The 18,945-nt window shown below is 71.0% G+C and carries 4 protein-coding genes and 1 pseudogene; 3 read left to right on the plus strand and 2 right to left on the minus strand.

What is annotated here, in order from left to right; translation table 11 throughout:
• The first annotated feature begins 1,022 nt into the window (after nucleotides 1-1,022).
• Complete coding sequence (locus tag AB0G84_RS07435) at nucleotides 1,023-1,754, plus strand: FadR/GntR family transcriptional regulator (RefSeq protein ID WP_361316736.1); 732 nt, start codon at nucleotides 1,023-1,025, stop codon at nucleotides 1,752-1,754.
• Between the two features lie 153 nt (nucleotides 1,755-1,907).
• Here AB0G84_RS07435 and AB0G84_RS07440 read toward each other — a convergent pair whose 3' ends face one another.
• A complete protein-coding gene (locus tag AB0G84_RS07440) occupies nucleotides 1,908-3,320 on the minus strand; it encodes an NDP-hexose 2,3-dehydratase family protein (protein WP_361316739.1) in 1,413 nt (470 codons plus the stop codon).
• Between the two features lie 250 nt (nucleotides 3,321-3,570).
• On the opposite strand from AB0G84_RS07440, the pseudogene AB0G84_RS07445 reads away from it, so the two are divergent.
• Nucleotides 3,571-3,696, plus strand: a pseudogene (locus tag AB0G84_RS07445) (IS5/IS1182 family transposase); the annotation flags it as partial.
• Nucleotides 3,697-3,717: 21 nt separating this feature from the next.
• Here AB0G84_RS07445 and AB0G84_RS07450 read toward each other — a convergent pair.
• Entirely contained in the window at nucleotides 3,718-4,569 is an 852-nt protein-coding gene (locus AB0G84_RS07450; RefSeq protein WP_361316742.1) for an LLM class flavin-dependent oxidoreductase, read from the minus strand.
• 474 nt (nucleotides 4,570-5,043) lie between these two features.
• Between AB0G84_RS07450 and AB0G84_RS07455 the strand changes: the two genes are divergently transcribed.
• Nucleotides 5,044-18,942: an SDR family NAD(P)-dependent oxidoreductase gene (locus AB0G84_RS07455; protein WP_361316745.1), complete on the plus strand. Its 13,899-nt coding sequence runs from the start codon at nucleotides 5,044-5,046 to the stop codon at nucleotides 18,940-18,942.
• The last annotated feature ends 3 nt before the right edge of the window (nucleotides 18,943-18,945 follow it).

The raw sequence follows: 18,945 nt of genomic DNA on the forward strand, positions 1-18,945 counted from the left end.
AAGGGCGGTCTGTGTGAGGGCGGTCTGTGGAAAGACGGTCTGTGCAAGGAAAGCAGGCGCAGAGACTCCGGTTCCCCCTTGTGCGACTCGGATCCGGACGCGTGCGGATGCGGACCTGCTGCCGTGGCCCCCCGGGCAGGCGGTCATGCGGTCAGGTAGTCGCGCGGTCACGTAGGCACGTAGCCAAGCGGGTAGGCGGTCAAGAGGGCACGCGGTCATGCGGGAAACGGAAATCCGGCGCGTCTGTGCGATGACGGTATGCCGGTTTCCGTGCCGCACCGAACCTTCGAAGTTCATTGCGGCCAGCTGGATTCGGTTGGCGTCGGCTGTCGCATCACCTCCAACGGCACTGTGTTGCAGGGGGATTTCCGGAAGCTCATGGCCAAGGTTGCCACATCATGCGGGCAAAGCACTCCTGAGGGGGGGAGGAAATGATGCAGGAAGACTTCGCGCGGCGGGCGATCGATGACCTCTCCGGGGGCCCGCGGGGAATACTCGGGAGTAGGGCTTCTGGGGCCGCGGAATTTCGGGGGCGAAGGTCTCGGTCGGGAAAACCTTTTCCCGGCAGGCCCGGACTCCGAACCGACCCTGGTCCCGGTCCCGGTCCCGGTCCCGGTCCCGGTGGTGTGGAACTCTTGCGAGTCGGAGGGGTCTTGGGAATGGGCGGGGTTCTTAAAGGAATGTGAGAAGGCCCGGTGAGGGGGCGGCCGTCGGCTCGTGGCCAGGGGGCGCCGAACCGGCCGAACCCGTCCATGGGTGGGCGCGGGCATCCGGTCCTGACCTGCGCAGACCCGCCTGTCCGGCTGCCTGACAAGTTGAGGCATCGTCGAACGCCCCGGTCAGGGGTGTCAAGAACGGTGCCGCCGCTACCTGCACCGATGCGCCGGCTGAGGTACATCGAGGCAGGTCACGGGAGGCTCCGCGGTACCCGACGGTCGGCCGGGACGTCCCTTCTAGGGATATCCCCAGCCTTCTTCCACGGTGCTTGACGCCGCTCTCCGGTCCTCCCCAGGATGCGGCCCATGGCCTTGTCGGACAGCCGGACGTCGACCGTGCCCGCGCGGCGTGTCAATGCGATGCAGGTGGTGCTGGAACACCTCCGCACCGCCGTGGAACGGGGCGACCTCGCCGTCGGCGACAAGCTCCCGTCCGAGGCGGAGCTGGGGCGCCGGTTCGGTGTGAGCCGCTCCGTCGTCCGGGAAGCGCTGCGCGCGCTGCAAGCCCTGGGGCTCACGGTCTCCCACGCGGGCAAGGGCACCTATGTCGCGGCGCCGGAGAAGTCCGAGGGGCCCACCTTCGGCGCGTACCCCGCGCGGGACCTCGTCGAGGCCCGCCGGCACGTCGAGATCCCGGTCGCCGCCTACGCCGCCACCCGGCGGACCCAGGCCGACCTGGACCACCTCCATGAGCTGCGGCATCGTATGGAGCACGAGTCCGACACGGCGGCCTGGGCCGCACTGGACACCCAGTTCCACGTCACCCTGGCGCAATGCTCCGGCAACCTCGTGTTCCGCAGCGTGATCGAGGCCATCCGGGACGCCTTGACGCAGCAGTCCACCTTCCTGAACGTGCTGGACCGGGACCGCCGTGAGCGGTCGAACGAGGAACACCGGGCCATCGTCGAGGCGATCACCCGAAGCTCCGAGGAGGGCTCCGTGCAGGCCATGAGCAGGCACCTGGACCATGTCGAGACGGCGCTGGCCGCCCTGTGTTCGAGCATCCGTCCGGGCGGCCGGGGCGATGAGCAGTGGTGACGCCGGGCCCCGGTGCCGCCCGCCCTGGTGGCGGTGCCCGGTAGCGGCAGCGTCCTGTCGCGGCGCCGCCCCGCTGCAGCGCCGCCGCATAACGCCACCGCCCCATTGCGGCACCGCGCCGTTACCGCACCATGCCGGTACGGCAGCGCCCCGTCACAGCACCGTTCGCAGGGCCGCGACCAGCGTCCTGGCCTGCACGTTCAGGTGATGGCTGTACCGCAGCAGCTCATTGATCTGACGTAGTGTCACCCAGCGGAAGTCCGCGGGCTCCTCGGCGGGGAAGTCCTCGTCGACTTCGATGATCAGGTAGCGGCTGCGGGCATCGAGGAAGCGGCCGCCCTCCTCCGACAGCACCGCGTCGAACAGCGTGCGCCCAGGTCGCCGGTCCAGCACCACGTCCAGGTACCTGGGACGGAGTTCCGCCGGAACATGGGCGTAGCTCTCCGGAGTGCACTGCACGGTCGGACCGAGCTCCACCACATCGAGAAAGCCGGGCTCGACGCGTGCGCTCAGCAGGGCGTGCGGCACCCCGCCGATCCGCTTGACCAGCAGCGCGGCCACCCCCAGCCCATGCGGCTCCAGCAGCGGCTGGGACCAGGCCGGCACCTCGCGCCGGTGCGAGCGGACGTCGACGGCGACGATGCTGAAGAACAGCCCGCTCTCGTGCGCGATCTCGCGCTCGGAGCGGTACCAGCCGGCCGCATCGTGCAGCGGCAGCGGCTCCACCGAGATCTCGTGCTGGGCCCGCCGCTGGGTGATCCAGCTGCGGATCTCCGTCCCGGAGTGCAGCCCGGCACCGGCGGCCCCGGAGCCGGCTCGCCAGTCGGGAAGGCACGAAAGCACCGTCCGGGCATCCATGTTGACCAGATCGGGCCGGTGCAGCAGCGCACCGAGCTGACCCAGGGTGAGCCAGCAGAAGTCCTCGCCCGCCTCGACCTCGGGACCGACCTCGACCACCATGTTGCGGTTCCGCTTCCGGAAGAACCACGACCCCTGCTCCGACTGGAGCGCATCGGCCACCACCCGTGGCGGGTCGGGGTCGATGAAGCGCTCCAGGTAGGGAACGGCGGAACCACCGTGCACCCGGGTGTAGTTGCTCTTGGTCGCCTGCACCGTGGGGGAGAGCTGCACCGCATTGGCGTTCCCGGGCTCCGGCTTGGCCTGCATCAGACAGTGCAGCACTCCGTCGAACTCCCGCAGCGCGATGCCGAGCACACCGATCTCGGGCTGGTGGATGATCGGCTGGCACCACTGCCGGACCGGCCCGTAGTCGGAGTGCACCCCTATCCCGCCGATGGAGAAGAAACGCCCGCTGTCGTGCCGGAGGTCGCCGGTCTCGGGAGCGAACCCCCAGCCCTGCAGTTCGTCGAAGGCGATCCGGCTGACCTGGAGCGCATGCTGGTACTGCCGCTCCTCGAACCACTTGTCGAAGGCCTCATTGCTCATCACCCCGCCGTCGGTGGCCAGGGCGGAGGCGGCCAGCCGGGAGGACAGTGAGCCGGGCCGCCGATCGGACGATGCGGATCCGGGGATGGGCGACGACTCCGCCGCGCTGTCCATGTGCATCGCTGCGCCTCTCCATGCTGGTGCGGGTACGGCACGGGACGGCCGTTGCCCCGCAGCCTGCACCGGGAAGGCCTGGCATTCACCTAGTCTCTGCACCTTGCCCGCCGCGGTCCCGACGGGTAGGGCCGGTCCGGCGGATCAGAGGCGGATCAGAGGCGGATCGAAGACGGACCAGAGGCGGATCGAAGACGGATCGGAGGCGGATCGGAAGGCTGAGGGGCGGGGCTGCGCCGTCGGCCCGCTGTGTCCGCGGAACGAAGTCGAGCGAACCGTCAACGCCCTCAAGGGCTTCCGGGCCGTAGCAACCAGATACGACAAGCGGGCGTGCGTCTTCCAGGGCACGGTCGCCCTCACCGCGATTCGGCTCTGGCTTCGGTGCGGAGGTGACACACAGTCCCTAGAACAGGGTGTCGGCAAGCCGGTCGATCTGGTCGACATCCGGGGACCAGCAGTAGAGCATGACTTCATCGGCGCCGATGCCGGTGAAGTCAGCGACCGCCTTACGGATCGTCTCCGGCGTGGTGAGAAGACCATCGGCCACGTGATCGGCGCGACCGCTGAATCCGTAGTAGTCACGGACATTGCGTCGGGCTTGCTCGACGGTGCTCTCTGGGCCGAGGGCGACGTTGGCCTGAGCCACCAAGCGCGGCCGGCCATCACGGTCGTGCTTCTCCCAGACCGCTTCCACGTTGCGGAACAGGCCGGCCATGAACTGCGGCGGCAGCGCCGCGCCGAGGAAGCCGTCGCCGAACCGGCCGACACGCTCGATCGCTGCTGGGGCGAAACCGCCGAACAGTACCTCCGGGCCACCGGGCGTCGTGGGCGCGGGACCGATGGGGCCGACGCCTTCGCCGTACGGCTCGCCGCGCCAGGTCCGGCGCAGCAGGGGCATCTGTTCGTCGAGGCGGCGCCCCCGGCGTCGGATGTCGATGCCCGCGGCCAGGCAGTCGTCTTCGCGCCCACCGACGCCCACGCCGAGAGTGAACCGGCCGCCGGACATGCGGTCGAGGGTCGCGGTCTGCTTGGCGAGCATCGCTGTGTTGTGGACGGGCGCGATCAGAACCTCGGTTTGCAGGCGGATGCGCGACGTGGCGCCGACGAGCGCCGCAAGGGTGATGAGGGGCTCAGGGTTGTCGAAGACAAGCCGGTCGAGCAGGCCGAGCGTACTGAAGGGGCCGACATCGGCGAGCTGGGCCCAGGTCAGCAGCAGGGCGGGATCAGCGATGGGAAGACCAAGACCGATCTTCATGGAAAACCTCCGGAGGGCAAGCCAGAATCAGGTGCCGCCCCTCCGTGGCTCCGCGCTGCTGTGCGCGGGCTCGCTCCCGTTCTGCGGCTGCGTTTCCAGAGAGCGTGATCTTTAGAGTGCGGCGACCGTATCGCGATCGGTCGAGCCTCAGCAACATCCTTCCAGCACGCGCAGACACCGGCCGACGCCACATGACAGGGCTTTGCGCCCCCCCCGCGACCCACCCGGACACGCCCTGAAGTGCAGGCCACGACCGGAGCCATACGTGAATCGCCGCGGCGGTGGCGGCCGGAGAGTGCTGAGAACTCCTGCTGAGAACTCCTGTTGAAGCGCCCGTTGGGCACCCGGTCGGGGTGGCTGCCGGATGCCTAGAAGTTCCCCTAGAGGTGGCCCTCACCAGGCCTTTCCGGGCTCCACGCTGTGGAACGGTGAGGCGAACCGTGACCGTGTCACTTCGGGTTGGGAGTGCGATTGATGAACGGGTCGGACACCGTGGGCCTCGCCGTCCCCTCGCCGTACCGCGAGCCGATCGCGGTCGTCGGCCTCTCCTGCCGACTGCCCGGGGCGGGCACTCCCGCCGCCCTCTGGGAACTCCTCAACGAGGGCAGGAGTGCGGTCGCCGAAGCGCCCGCCCAGCGGCCGACCGCTGCCCCCCTCCGCCAGGAAGCCGACCCCGTCGCGGGGGAGCAGGGGCGGCAGGCAGGGCTCGTACGTGGCGGATTCCTCGACGATGTCGCCGCGTTCGACGCCGCCTTTTTCGGCATCTCGCCGCGCGAGGCGCGGTCGATGGACCCGCAACAGCGCCTCGCCCTGGAACTCGGCTGGGAGGCCCTGGAGAACGCCCGCATCCGCCCCGATCAGCTCGGCGGCCGGCGGGCCGGGGTGTACGTCGGAGCAACCGTCGAGGACTACGCCCTCCTGGTGCACCGTCAGGGCCCTGACGCCCTCGACCACCACACACCGACCGGGCTCAACCGCGGCCTGATCGCCAACCGTCTCTCCTACCACCTCGGGCTGCGCGGGCCGAGCATGACCCTGGACACCGCCCAGTCCTCCTCACTGGTGGCCGTCCAGACGGCGTGCGACAGCCTGCGCCGCGGCGACTGCGACATCGCGCTTGCCGGCGGCGTTCATCTCAACCTCGCCCCCGAGAGTTCCCTTGCGCTGGCCCGCCTCGGCGTGCTCAGTCCGGACGGGCTCTGCCACACCTTCGACGCCCGGGCCAATGGCTTCGTACGCGGCGAGGGCGGTGGCCTCGTGGTGCTCAAGCCGCTCGGCCAGGCGCTGGCGGACGGCGACCACGTCCACTGCGTGATCCGGGGAGGAGCGGTCAACAATGATGGTGGGGGACCCGGTCTCACCACCCCCGACGTGCGCGCACAGGCTGAAGTCCTCCGACTGGCCTGCGAGAACGCCGGCATCGAGCCCGGCGACATCGACTATGTCGAGCTGCACGGCACCGGCACCCCGGTCGGTGACCCCATCGAGGCGGCGGCACTCGGCGCGGCGTACGGCACCGCCCCGCGGCGGAGTGCCCCGTTGCGGGTCGGGTCGGTGAAGACGAACATCGGTCATCTGGAAGGAGCGGCCGGTATCGCCGGGCTCCTGAAGCTGGTGCTGTGCATGGCCCACGGCCGCCTCGTACCGAGCCTGAACTTCACCACCCCCCACCCCGACATCCCGCTCGACAGCCTGAACCTGCGGGTCCAGACCGAGTCCGCGCCCTGGAGGGGGGAGTCGGGACGTCAACTGGTTGCGGGTGTTTCGTCGTTCGGCATGGGCGGGACGAATGCGCATGTGATTGTCGAGGCGCCGGAGCAGGGGGTGGTTGCTGGGGCGCCGGAGCAGGGGGTGGTTGCTGAGGTGCCGGAGCTGGGGGTGGTTGCTGGGGCGGTGCGGCGGGAGGGGGAGGACGTTGGTGTTGGTGGTGGTGGCTTGGTGGCTTCTTCTTCGGGTGGGGTGGTGGTGCCGTGGGTGGTGTCGGGGCGTGGTGTTGAGGCGTTGGCTGGGCAGGCGGAGCGGTTGGCGTTGTGGGTGGAGGGTGCTGGTGCTGGTGCTGGTGCTGGTGGTGGGGGTGGTCTTGGGGCTGGGGCCGGGGCAGGTGCCGGGACCGCTGTAGGTGCCGGTGGGGACGTGTCGGTGGTGGATATGGGTTGGTCGTTGGTGGCGTCGCGGTCGGCGTTTGAGCATCGGGCTGTTGTCGTGGGTTCTGAGAGTGGTGAACTGGTCGCTTCTTTGCGGGGGTTGATGCCTTCGGGTGTGGTGGTGAGTGATCCGGGTCGGACGGTGTTTGTCTTTCCGGGGCAGGGGTCGCAGTGGGTGGGTATGGCGGTGGGGTTGTTGGAGACCTCGCCGGTGTTTGCGGCGCGGTTGGGTGAGTGTGAGGCGGCGTTGAGGCCTTTTGTGGACTGGCCGGAGGGTTGGTCGTTGGGTGCGGTGTTGCGTGGTGGGGTGGAGGGTGCTCCGGGGTTGGAGCGGGTGGATGTGGTGCAGCCGGTGTTGTGGTCGGTGATGGTGTCGTTGGCGGAGGTGTGGCGTGGTTTTGGTGTGGAGCCGTCGGCGGTGGTGGGGCATAGCCAGGGGGAGATTGCGGCGGCGTGTGTGGCGGGTGGGTTGAGTGTGGAGGACGGTGCCCGGGTGGTGGCGCTGCGGAGTCGTGCGCTGCGGGTGTTGGCGGGTCGGGGCGGGATGGTGTCGGTGGCTCTTGGTCGTGGCCAGGCTGAGGAGTTGATCGGGCGCTGGCAGGGGCGGGTGTCCCTGGCCGCGGTCAACGGCCCGTCGTCTGTTGTGGTGTCCGGTGATGCGGAGGCGTTGGGCGAGCTGGTGGCCTCCTGCCAGGAGGCGGATGTCCGGGCGCGCCGTATCGAGGTGGATTACGCGTCGCATTCGGCGCATGTGGAGGAGATTCGCGAGGAGTTGCTGGCTGCGCTGGAGCCGATACGGCCACGGGCGTCCTCGGTGCCGTTGTTGTCGACGGTGACGGGGGAGTGGTTGGACACGTCGGAGATGGATGCCGCGTACTGGTACGCCAATCTCCGGCAGACCGTGGAACTGGACCCTGCGGTACGCCACTTGCTGGCTGAGGATCACCGGGTGTTCGTCGAGGTCAGCCCGCATCCGGTCCTGACCGTTCCGGTGCAGGAGGCGGCTGAGGACGCGGGCGTGGAGGACAGGGCGCTGGTGACCGGCACTCTGCGCCGTGGCGAGGGGGGCCTGGCCCGCTTCTACACGTCCCTGGGGGAGTTGTACGTACACGGTGTGGAGGTGGATTGGTCGCCGGCGTTCGCCGCGCATCGGCCCCGGCTGGTGGAGCTGCCCACGTACGCCTTCCAGCGCGAGCGGCACTGGATAGCGGACACGGCCGGCAGCACGGGCCCGCGCCGCGAGGTCGACGCGGCCCCGCTCGATCCGTCCGCCCACGCGCAGACCGACCGGCCCGCGCAGCAACGGCGGCGGCCGATCCTCGACGTCGTACGCGACCATGCCGCCGTGGTCCTGGGCCACCAGGAGCCGTCGACCCTCAACACCACATGGACCTTCAAGGACTTGGGCTTCGATTCGGTCACCTCGGTCGAACTGCGCAACCAGCTCAACCGCGCACTGGCGCTCCGACTGCCGTCCACCGCGCTGTACAACCACCCCTCGCCCGCGCGGCTGGCCCACTACATCGACACGGATCTGCTGGGCGGCACTCGCACCGCCGAGGACACGCACAGCTCGGCCGACGCTCCCCGCTACGGGAGCGTCTCCGGCGACGGCGACGGCGACGGCAACAGCGACGGTGCCCGTGCCCGTGACACCCGCGTCATGGCCGACGACCTCGATGCCCCCGACGACACGATCGCCATCGTCGCGATGGCATGCCGCTACCCCGGCGGCGTACGGTCGCCCGAAGAGCTCTGGCGGCTGCTGCGCGACCGGGTGGACGCGGTCTCGGCGTTTCCCACCGACCGGGGCTGGGACCTCGACGCGCTCTACGACCCGGACCCCGACCGGTCGGGCACCAGTTACGTACGCGAGGGCGGGTTCGTCGACGCCGCCTCCTTCGACGCCGGCCTCTTCGGGATCTCGCCGCGCGAGGCGCTGGCCATGGATCCGCAGCAGCGGCTCCTGCTGGAGACCTCCTGGGAGGCGCTGGAGCGCGCGGGCATCGACCCTTCGGGCGTGCGCGGCAGCCGCACGGGCGTGTTCATCGGCGCGATGGCGCAGGAGTACGGGCCCCGGTTGCACCGCGCCGATGACAAGGTGGGTGGCCATGTCCTGACCGGCACGGCCACCAGTGTGGCCTCCGGTCGCATCGCCTACACCTTCGGTCTCGAAGGCCCGGCCGTCACCGTCGACACGGCCTGTTCCTCCTCCCTGGTAGCGCTCCACCTGGCAGCGCAGGCGTTGCGCGCGGGGGAGTGCACGCTGGCGCTGGCCGGTGGGGCGACGGTGATGGCACAGCCGGGCATGTTTGTGGAGTTCAGCCGCCAACGGGGACTCGCACCGGACGGGCGGTGCAAGCCGTTCGCCGCGGCTGCGGACGGCACGGCCTGGGGCGAAGGCGCCGGAATCGTGCTTCTGGAACGCCTGTCGGACGCCCGCCGCAACGGCCACCCGGTGCTCGCCCTCGTCCGTGGCAGCGCCACCAACCAGGACGGCGCATCGAACGGTCTCAGCGCCCCCAGCGGTCTGGCGCAGAAGCGGGTGATCCAAGCAGCGCTCGCCCATGCCGGCCTGCGGCCCGCCGACGTCGATGCGGTGGAGGCGCACGGTACCGGGACGACGCTGGGCGATCCCATCGAGGCCCAGGCGCTGATCGCCGCGTACGGGTGCCACCGGGAGGAGGGCCGCCCGCTCCGGCTCGGCTCGCTCAAGTCCAACATCGGCCACACCCAGGCCGCCGCCGGTGTCGCCGGGGTCATCAAAATGGTGCTCGCCATGCGGCACGGGATGCTGCCGGAGACGCTCCACCTCGACGAGCCCTCGCCGCACGTGGACTGGTCGGCGGGTACGGTACGGCTGCTCACCGCGGCACAGCCGTGGGAGCCGGACGGGCACATCCGCCGGGCCGGCATCTCCTCGTTCGGGATCAGCGGCACCAACGCGCATGTGATCGTGGAGCAGCCGCCGACGGAAGAGGCGCAGGATCCCGCCCGCGGGGCTGTCGATGGGGCTGCTGACGATGAGCCCGATCACCAGCAGGGCGATGAGCGGGTCACCGAGCGGGTCGGTGAGCAGTTCGACGAGCAGTTCGACGAGCCCGGTGACGAGCTTGGCGAAGAGCTCGATGAGGGGCTCGATGAGGGGCTGCTCCCCGAAGGGCTCCCTGAAGGGCTCCCTGAAGGGCTCCCTGAAGGACTCCCTGAAGAACCCGATGGGGCGATTGAGGGGGAAGGGGACAATCCCTCTGAGCGGCCAGTCGTGCCCTGGGTGGTCCATGGCCGCACCCCGGAAGCCGTACGGGCGCAGGCTGCCGCCCTCGCAGCCCACCTCATGCCCGCACCCGATGCTCCGGACCGTCCTGACGCTTCCGATGCCGTGCCCTACGACGTGGCGCACTCCCTGCTGACCTCCCGTGCGGCGCTGGAGCACCGGGCGGTGCTCGTCGGGGACGACCGGGCCGCGTTGGTCAGCGACCTGCACGCGTTGGCCGAGGGCGACCCACACCCCCGTACCGCCGTTGGCTCCGTACCCACGGCACCCGCATCCGGGACGGTGTTTGTGTTTCCGGGGCAGGGGTCGCAGTGGGTGGGTATGGCGGTGGGGTTGTTGGAGTCGTCGTTGGTGTTTGCGGCGCGGTTGGGTGAGTGTGAGGCGGCGTTGAGGCCGTTTGTGGAGTGGCCGGAGGGTTGGTCGTTGGGTGGGGTGTTGCGGGGGGTGGAGGGTGCTCCGGGGTTGGAGCGGGTGGATGTGGTGCAGCCGGTGTTGTGGGCGGTGATGGTGTCGTTGGCGGAGGTGTGGCGTGGTTTTGGGGTGGAGCCGTCGGTGGTGGTGGGGCATAGCCAGGGGGAGATTGCGGCGGCGTGTGTGGCGGGTGGGTTGAGCTTGGAGGACGGCGCTCGGGTGGTGGCGCTGCGGAGCCGTGCGCTGCGGGTTCTGGCGGGTCGGGGCGGGATGGTGTCGGTGGCGCTTGGCCGTATCCAGACGGAGGAGTTGATTCAGCTATGGCCGGGACGGGTGTCGATCGCTGCGGTCAACGGGCCGTCGTCGGTGGTGGTGTCGGGTGATGCCGATGTTCTGGACGGCTTGGTGGCGGAGTGCGAGCGCCGGGGTGTCCGGGCGCGGCGGATCGAGGTCGACTACGCCTCGCACTCGGCACAGGTGGAGGAGATTCGTGCGGAGCTGCTCGATGCTCTGGCGACGGTAGAGCCGCGTTCCTCGTCGGTGCCGTTGTGGTCGACGGTGACGGGGGAGTGGTTGGACACGGCGGAGATGGACGCCGCGTACTGGTACGCCAATCTCCGGCAGACCGTGGAGTTCGCTCCCGCCGTCGAAGCGCTCGCCGCCGCTGGACACCAGGTGTTCGTCGAGGTCAGCCCGCATCCCGTACTGACGGTGCCGTTGCAGGAGACCCTTGAGGGGGCGGGCGTCGAGACGGGGGTGGTGACCGGCACCCTCCGCCGCGGTGAGGGCGGACCGGGCCGCTTCTACGCCTCTCTGGGCGAGCTGTATGTGTGCGGGGTGGACGTGGACTGGTCGCCGGTCTTTGCCACCCGTAGCCCCCGACTCGTGGAACTTCCGACGTACGCCTTCCAGCGGCAGCGCTTCTGGCTGGAGCCGGAGGCACCGGCCGTGGCGGCCTCTCCCGAAGAGGCGGCTTTCTGGACGGCCGTGGAGGCCCGGGACACAACGGCGTTGGCCGGTACGTTGGGCCTGCCCGGCGTCGAGGCGTGGGACGAGGTGCTGCCCGCCCTGTCCACATGGCGCTTGAGCCGGCGACAGCGCGCCACGGCGGACGGTTGGCGCTACCGCATCGTCTGGCGAACCCTCGCGGAGCCGACAGCCCGGCCACTCGACGGTACCTGGCTGCTCGTCGTTCCCGCGGGGTACGAGGACGACGCGCTGGTGCACAGCGTCCGGGATGCGCTGGAAGAAGCGGGCGCGCACCTTTGCCCGTTGACGCTGGCGGACGCGGACGGGCTGGCGGATCGGCTGCGGGAGATACAGGGGGTACGCGAGACACAGGGGGTACGGGAGGGACGGGGAGCGCAGGAGGCGCCGGGGCCGTTCGCTGGGGTGCTGTCGCTGCTGGCGCTGGACGAGCGGCCGGACGGTGCCCACCCGAGTGTTCCGGCCGGTCTGGTAAGCACCCTCGCGCTGCTGCAGGCTCTCGGGGATGCCGGGATCGACGCCCCGCTGTGGTGTGTCACCCAGGGCGCGGTCGCCACCGGCACGGGTGACGGCCACGGCAGCACATCCAACGAGGCGGAGCCTGCCGGGGACATCGCCCCCGCACGCCCCGATCAGGCCGGCATTTGGGGACTCGGCCGGGTCGCCGCGCTGGAGCACCCGGCGCGCTGGGGCGGTCTGGTCGACCTGCCCGGGCCGGCGGAACTGGCCGGGCCGGCCGGGCGGGTCGAGGAAGCTGACCGGAGCGACGTGGGCGACCGGGGCGGAAGGGCTCCAGAACCGGGCGAAGGGGTCGACGGGGCCCCCGATCGGGACCGCCGTCGCTCGGCGGGTCTGCTGGTACGGATCCTGGCGGCCGGCGGCGACGAGGACCAGCTCGCCGTCCGCGGTACCGCCGTACTCGGCCGACGGCTGGTCCCCGCTCCGGCGAACGGCACGCCCCCGCGTCGCTCCTGGCGTCCTCGCGGCACGGTCCTCGTCACCGGCGGCACCGGTGCCCTGGGCGCCCGCGTCGCCCGGTGGCTCGCCGCCAACGGCGCGGACCACCTCGTCCTCACCGGCCGTCGCGGTGCCGACGCCCCCGGGGCGGCCGCGCTGCGCGCCGAACTCCGTGACCTGGGTGTGCACGTCACAGTCGCCGCCTGCGACATCGGAGACCAGCGGGCCGTTGCGGACCTCGTGCGGCAGACCGAACGTGACGGGGAGCCGATCCGGGCCGTCGTCCACGCCGCCGGGGTCAGCGCGCTGGGCCCCCTCGCGGAAGCCCGGCCGGAGGACCTCGCCGCCACCTGCGCGGGCAAGGTCACCGGCGCCGCGCACCTCGCCCGCATCCTCGACCCGGCACGGCTCGATGCCGTCGTCCACTTCTCCTCCATATCGGGGACCTGGGGCGTCGCCGACCACGGTGCCTACGCCGCGGCCAATGCCCTCCTCGACGCCCGTGCCGAGTGCGACCGGGCCGCCGGGCTGCCGGTGCTGTCCATTGCCTGGGGCCCCTGGGCCGGCGGCGGCATGATCCCCGAGTCGCTCCAGGACGTGCTGCGCCGCCGCGGTGTTCCCGTCATCGACCCCGACACCGCGCTCAGCGGACTCCAGCAGGCGCTCGACCACGACGACACGACCATCGCGGTCGCGGAGGTCGACTGGCGACGCTTCGGCAGCGTCTTCACCTCCGTACGGCCCAGCCGGCTGCTGTCGGAGATCCCGGAGCTCACGGCGAACGGGGACGGGGAGGAAAACGGGGATGGGTACGGGCACGGCTACGGAGACCGAGAGCGAGGCGATGACGGCGCCCGGGGAGCCCGCCGTGGAGATGCACAGGGCGGATCCGAACGTCCGGCGCTCGCCGAACGACTGGCCGGACTCGACGCCCGTGAACGCAGCACCGCCCTGCTGGAACTCGTCCGTGAGCACGTCGCCTCCGTACTCGGGCACGACAAGTCGGTCCCGATAGACCCACAACGCCCCTTCAAGGAACTGGGCTTTGACTCGCTGACCGCCGTCGAACTGCGCAACCGCCTCGGCCGGGCCACGGGCCTGCGCCTACCCAGCACCGTGGTGTTCGACCACCCCAGCCCCGCCGCCCTCGCCGCGTACGTCCATACCCGGACCCCGGGCGCAGAGGAGTCCGGCACGGCGGTGGCGGAAACCCCGGCTCCCGTCGTACGACCGGCTGAGGACGACCCGATCGCGATCGTGGCCATGGCCTGCCGCTTCCCGGGCGGCGTACGTGCGCCGGAGGACCTATGGCGACTGGTGCGGGACGGGGCCGAGGCGGTGTCCCCCTTCCCCACCGACCGGGGCTGGGACCTGGACGGCCTCTACGACCCCGACGCCGACCGGCCGGGCCGCAGCTATGTCCGGGAGAGCGGATTCCTGCGCGACGCGGGTGACTTCGACGCGGAGTTCTTCGGGATCTCGCCGCGCGAGGCGCTGGCCATGGACCCGCAGCAGCGGCTGCTGTTGGAGACCTCCTGGGAGGCCATCGAACGCGCCGGGATCGACCCCAGGTCGCTGCGCGGCAGCGGGACCGGCGTCTACATGGGCGTCACCGACCAGGAGTACGGCAACCGGCTGCGTGCCCTGGACTCCGAGCAGGTCGAGGGCTACCTGGCGACCGGCGCGGCAGCGAGCGTCGCCTCCGGTCGGGTCGCCTACACGCTGGGGCTGGAGGGCCCCGCCGTCACCGTGGACACCGCATGCTCGTCGTCGCTGGTCGCGCTGCACATGGCGGTGCAGGCACTCCGTTCGGGGGACTGCTCCCTCGCCGTCGCGGGCGCGGCCATGGTCATGGCCGACCCCGGCCCGTTCATCGGCTTCAGCCGCCAGCGCGGGCTCGCCCCCGATGGCCGGTGCAAGCCGTTCGCGGCGGCGGCCGACGGCTTCGCCCTCGCTGAGGGGGCCGGCGTGCTGCTGGTGGAGCGTCTGTCGGAGGCGCGGCGCAAGGGGCACCCGGTGCTGGCGGTGGTGCGGGGTTCGGCGATCAATCAGGACGGTGCGTCCAATGGTCTGACGGCGCCGAATGGCCCGTCGCAGCAGCGGGTGATCCGGGCCGCGCTGGCGAACGCGGGTCTGCGGCCTTCGGACGTCGATGCGGTGGAGGCGCACGGTACGGGCACGGCACTCGGCGACCCGATCGAGGCGCAGGCGCTGATCGCTACGTACGGCAGCGACCGGGACCCGGAGCGGCCGCCGCTGTGGATCGGCTCCGTCAAGTCGAACATCGGGCACACCCAGACCGTCTCGGGGCTGGCCGGTGTCATGAAGATGGTGCTTGCCATGCGCCATGGCGAGTTGCCGGCGACGCTCCACGTCGATGAGCCGTCACCGCATGTGGACTGGTCGGCGGGGGCAGTGGCGCTGCTGACCGAGGCACGTCCGTGGGACGCGGCCACGGGACGTCCACGGCGCGCCGGCATCTCCTCCTTCGGCATCAGTGGGACGAATGCGCATGTGATTGTCGAGGCGCCGGAGCAGGGGGTGGTTGCTGAGGTGCCGGAGCTGGGGGTGGTTGCTGGGGCGGCGCGGCGGGAGGGGGATGACGTTGGTGTTGGTGTTGGTGTTGGTGGTGGTGGTGGTGGTGGCTTGGTGGCTTCTTCTTCGGGTGGGGTGGTGGTGCCGTGGGTGGTGTCGGGGCGTGGTGTTGAGGCGTTGGCTGGGCAGGCGGAGCGGTTGGCGTTGTGGGTGGAGGGTGGTGCTGGTGCTGGTGCTGGTGCTGGTGCTGGTGGTGGTCTTGGGGCTGGGGCCGGGGCGGGTGCCGGGACCGATGTAGGTGCCGGTGGGGACGTGTCGGTGGTGGATGTGGGTTGGTCGTTGGTGGCGGCGCGGTCGGCGTTTGAGCATCGGGCTGTTGTCGTGGGTTCTGAGAGTGGTGAACTGGTCGCTTTTTTGCGGGGGTTGATGCCTTCGGGTGTGGTGGTGGGTGATCCGGGTCGGACGGTGTTTGTGTTTCCGGGGCAGGGGTCGCAGTGGGTGGGTATGGCGGTGGGGTTGTTGGAGTCGTCGTCGGTGTTTGCGGCGCGGTTGGGTGAGTGTGAGGCGGCGTTGAGGCCGTTTGTGGACTGGCCGGAGGGTTGGTCGTTGGGTGGGGTGTTGCGTGGGGTGGAGGGTGCTCCGGGGTTGGAGCGGGTGGATGTGGTGCAGCCCGTTCTGTGGGCGGTGATGGTGTCGTTGGCGGAGCTGTGGCGTGGTTTCGGGGTGGAGCCGTCGGCAGTGGTGGGACACAGCCAGGGCGAGATTGCCGCGGCGTGTGTGGCGGGTGGGTTGAGCTTGGAGGACGGTGCCCGGGTGGTGGCGCTGCGGAGCCGTGCCCTCCGTGTTCTGGCGGGTCGGGGCGGGATGGTATCGGTGGCGTTGGGGCGTACGCAGGCGGATGTGCTGCTCCAGCAGTGGCCTGGGCAGTTGTCGATTGCCGCGGTCAATGGCCCGTCGTCGGTGGTGGTGTCCGGTGATGCGGAGGCGCTGGACGAGCTGATGCTCTGCTGCCGGGAAGCCGGTATTCGGGCGCGGCGCATCGAGGTGGATTACGCGTCGCATTCGGCGCATGTGGAGGAGATTCGCGAGGAGCTCCTTGCCGCCCTGGCGCCGATACGGCCACGGGCGTCCTCGGTGCCGTTGTTGTCGACGGTGACGGGGCAGTGGCTGGACACGGCGGAGATGGATGCCGCGTACTGGTACGCCAATCTCCGGCAGACCGTCGAACTGGAGCCCGCAGTACGGCACTTGCTGGCCCAGGGCCACCGGGTGTTCGTGGAGGTGAGCCCGCATCCGGTCTTGACGGTTCCGGTCCAGGAGACCTTGGACGACGCGGGGACGGCGGAGGAGACGCTGGTGACCGGCACCCTGCGCCGCGGCGAGGGCGGACCGGCCCGCTTCTACACGTCCCTGGGCGAGTTGTACGTACACGGTGTGGAGGTGGATTGGTCGCCGGCCTTTGCTGCGCATCGGCCCCGGCTGGTGGAGCTGCCCACGTACGCCTTTCAGCACCGGCGCTATTGGCTGGAGTCGGCGGGGCCCGCTGCGCTGCCGGCTGCCGCGGGTGCGCTGGACGGGGAGTTCTGGGAGTCGGTGGAGCGTGCGGATGCCGATGGTCTGGCCGCGACGCTCGGGCTGTCGGAGCAGGGGGCGCTGTCCGAAGTGTTGCCGGCGCTCTCGGCGTGGCATCGGCAGCGGCAGCAGCGCAGTACGGTCGACGGCTGGCGCTACCGCATCGTCTGGCGGCCACAGGCCGAGCCCGTACAGCCCGACCGCGAACAGCCCGCGCACCCCGACCAGCCCGTACAGCCCGTACAGCCCGACCGCGAACAGCCCCAGCACCCCGATCGGCCCGGACAGCCGGACGAGACGGAGCAGGCGGAGTCGGCAGGACGTTGGCTGGTTGTTGTGCCCGTCGGCCACGAGGACGACGACCTTGTGCAGGCGACCGTCCATGGGCTCGGCGACCGGGCCCGGATCGTGTCCGTCCCCCTGGCCGTCGATCGTGCCGCTCTCGTGGCGCAGTTGACGACGGCGGGCAAGGCCATTGAGGGCCCCGGTCCCTGTCACATACTGTCGTTGCTCGCGCTGGACGACCGCGACATCGACGGCCACCGCGGAGTGCCCGGCAGCTTGCTGAGCACCATGGCGCTCGCCCAGGCCTTGGCACGGGCCGACACGGGCCTGGACGCCGACACGCGCCTGGACTTCCGACTGTGGGTGGTCACTCAGGGAGCCGTGTCCATCGGAGCGGCCGAGCGGGCGCCGGAAACCGACCGGGTGCCCGACCCCGTGCGCAATCCGGCCCAGGCCGCGCTCTGGGGGCTGGCCAGGGTCTTCGGCCTCGACCACCCCGCGCACTGGGGCGGCCTGATCGACCTGCCGGGCATCCTGGACGCACCGGCGCGACGCCGGTACCTGCGCCTGCTCGGGGACGAGATCGGGAGCGGGTACGGGGCCCGGGCCGGGAGTGGGGACGGGACCCCTGCCAGGGGCGGACACCAAGGGAACGGTGAAGGGAACGACCAAGGGAACGGCCAAGGGGACAACCAAGGCGACGAGTACGCCGTCCGGGCATCCGGTGTCTACGTCCGGCGGATGGTGCACGCGCCGCTTGACGCGCGGGCCGGCGCCGAGCCGTGGCGGCCGCGCGGCACGGTTCTGATCACCGGCGGTACCGGTGCCCTGGGGGCTCATGTGGCGCGGGCGCTCGCCGCCGAGGGCGCGGAGCACCTCGTCCTCGTCGCCCGGCGCGGTCCCGATGCCCCGGGCGCGACCGAGCTGTCCGCCGAGCTGACGGCGTTGGGGGCGCGGGTGACGGTGACGGCATGCGACATCACCGACCGCGCCGCGGTGGCCGAGCTGCTGGGTTCGCTCTCCGACGGGCCCCCGCTGACCGCCGTGGTGCACACCGCGGGCGTCGTCGACCCGGCCCGCCCGCTCACCGAGACCTCCCCGGACGAGGTGCTGGCCGCCGTACACGCCAAGGTCTCCGGCGCCTGCCACCTCGACGAACTGCTGGCCGACCACCCGCTGGACGCCTTCGTGCTGTTCTCTTCCGGTGCCGGAGTGTGGGGCAACGGCGGCCAGGGCCCGTACGCGGCGGCCAATGCCGCGCTCGATGCGCTCGCCGAATGGCGCCACGCACAGGGCCGGCCCGCCACCGCCATCGCCTGGGGTGCCTGGGACGGTGGCGGCATGGTCGATGAGGGCGTGGCCGAACAGCTGCGCCGCCGGGGCGTTCCCGCGATGGACCCCCGTCTCGCTGTGGCGGCGCTGCGCGAGGCCGTCGACCACCGGGAGACCACGCTGGTCGTCGCCGACATCCAGTGGGACCGCTTCCTCCCGGCCTACACCGTGGGCGGCCCCCGGCCGCTGCTGGATGAGATTCCGGAGGCGCGGCAGCTGACCACCGGCCACGACGAACGGCCGGACCAGGTCGACGCACCAGGACCGGACCTGGCTGGCGAGCTGGCCGCGCTGCCCGAGCCCAAGCGCCGGCGCAGGCTGCTGGACCTCGTCCGCAGCCACGCCTCCGCCGTGCTGGGGCATGCGTCCAGTGACTCGGTCAAACCCGCCCGGGCCTTCCGTGAGCTGGGCTTCGACTCGCTGACCGGAGTCGAGCTGCGCAACCGCCTCAAGGCGGCCACCGGGCTGACGCTCCCCGCCACCCTGGTCTTCGACCACCCCACACCGGCCGCGCTCGCCGGATACCTGCGGGACGCGCTCCTTCCCCCGTCGCCGCTCACCGGGAGCGGAGGTCACCTGCTGCCCGAGCTGGAGCAGGTGGACGGCGCCCTGCGCGCGGCAACCGACGACACCTCGCGGCGTGCCCTCGTCGACGGGCTGCGGGACCTGCTCACCCACTGGGAAAGCGGGCCGCAGCTGGAAGGCGAGGTGCAACCCAATGGCCGGCCGCAGTCGGAAGGCGGGCCGCAGCCGGACAGCCGGCTGCGACCGGAAGGCGGACGACAGACGGCGGACGGAGCCGTCGACGACGAGCTCGCGGAAGCGAGCGATGAGGACATGTTCGACCTGATCGACAGGGAACTCGGGATCGGCTGACCC

The organism is Streptomyces sp. NPDC020742 (assembly GCF_040641675.1).
GTDB lineage: Bacteria > Actinomycetota > Actinomycetes > Streptomycetales > Streptomycetaceae > Streptomyces.

What these genes read in the sequence shown, in the direction of transcription:
- AB0G84_RS07435 (WP_361316736.1), top strand. Translation starts at nt 1,023, where the DNA reads ATGGCCTTGTCGGACAGCCGGACGTCGACCGTGCCCGCGCGGCGTGTC.
- AB0G84_RS07440 (WP_361316739.1), bottom strand. Translation starts at nt 3,320, where the DNA reads ATGCACATGGACAGCGCGGCGGAGTCGTCGCCCATCCCCGGATCCGCA.
- AB0G84_RS07450 (WP_361316742.1), bottom strand. Translation starts at nt 4,569, where the DNA reads ATGAAGATCGGTCTTGGTCTTCCCATCGCTGATCCCGCCCTGCTGCTG.
- AB0G84_RS07455 (WP_361316745.1), top strand. Translation starts at nt 5,044, where the DNA reads ATGAACGGGTCGGACACCGTGGGCCTCGCCGTCCCCTCGCCGTACCGC.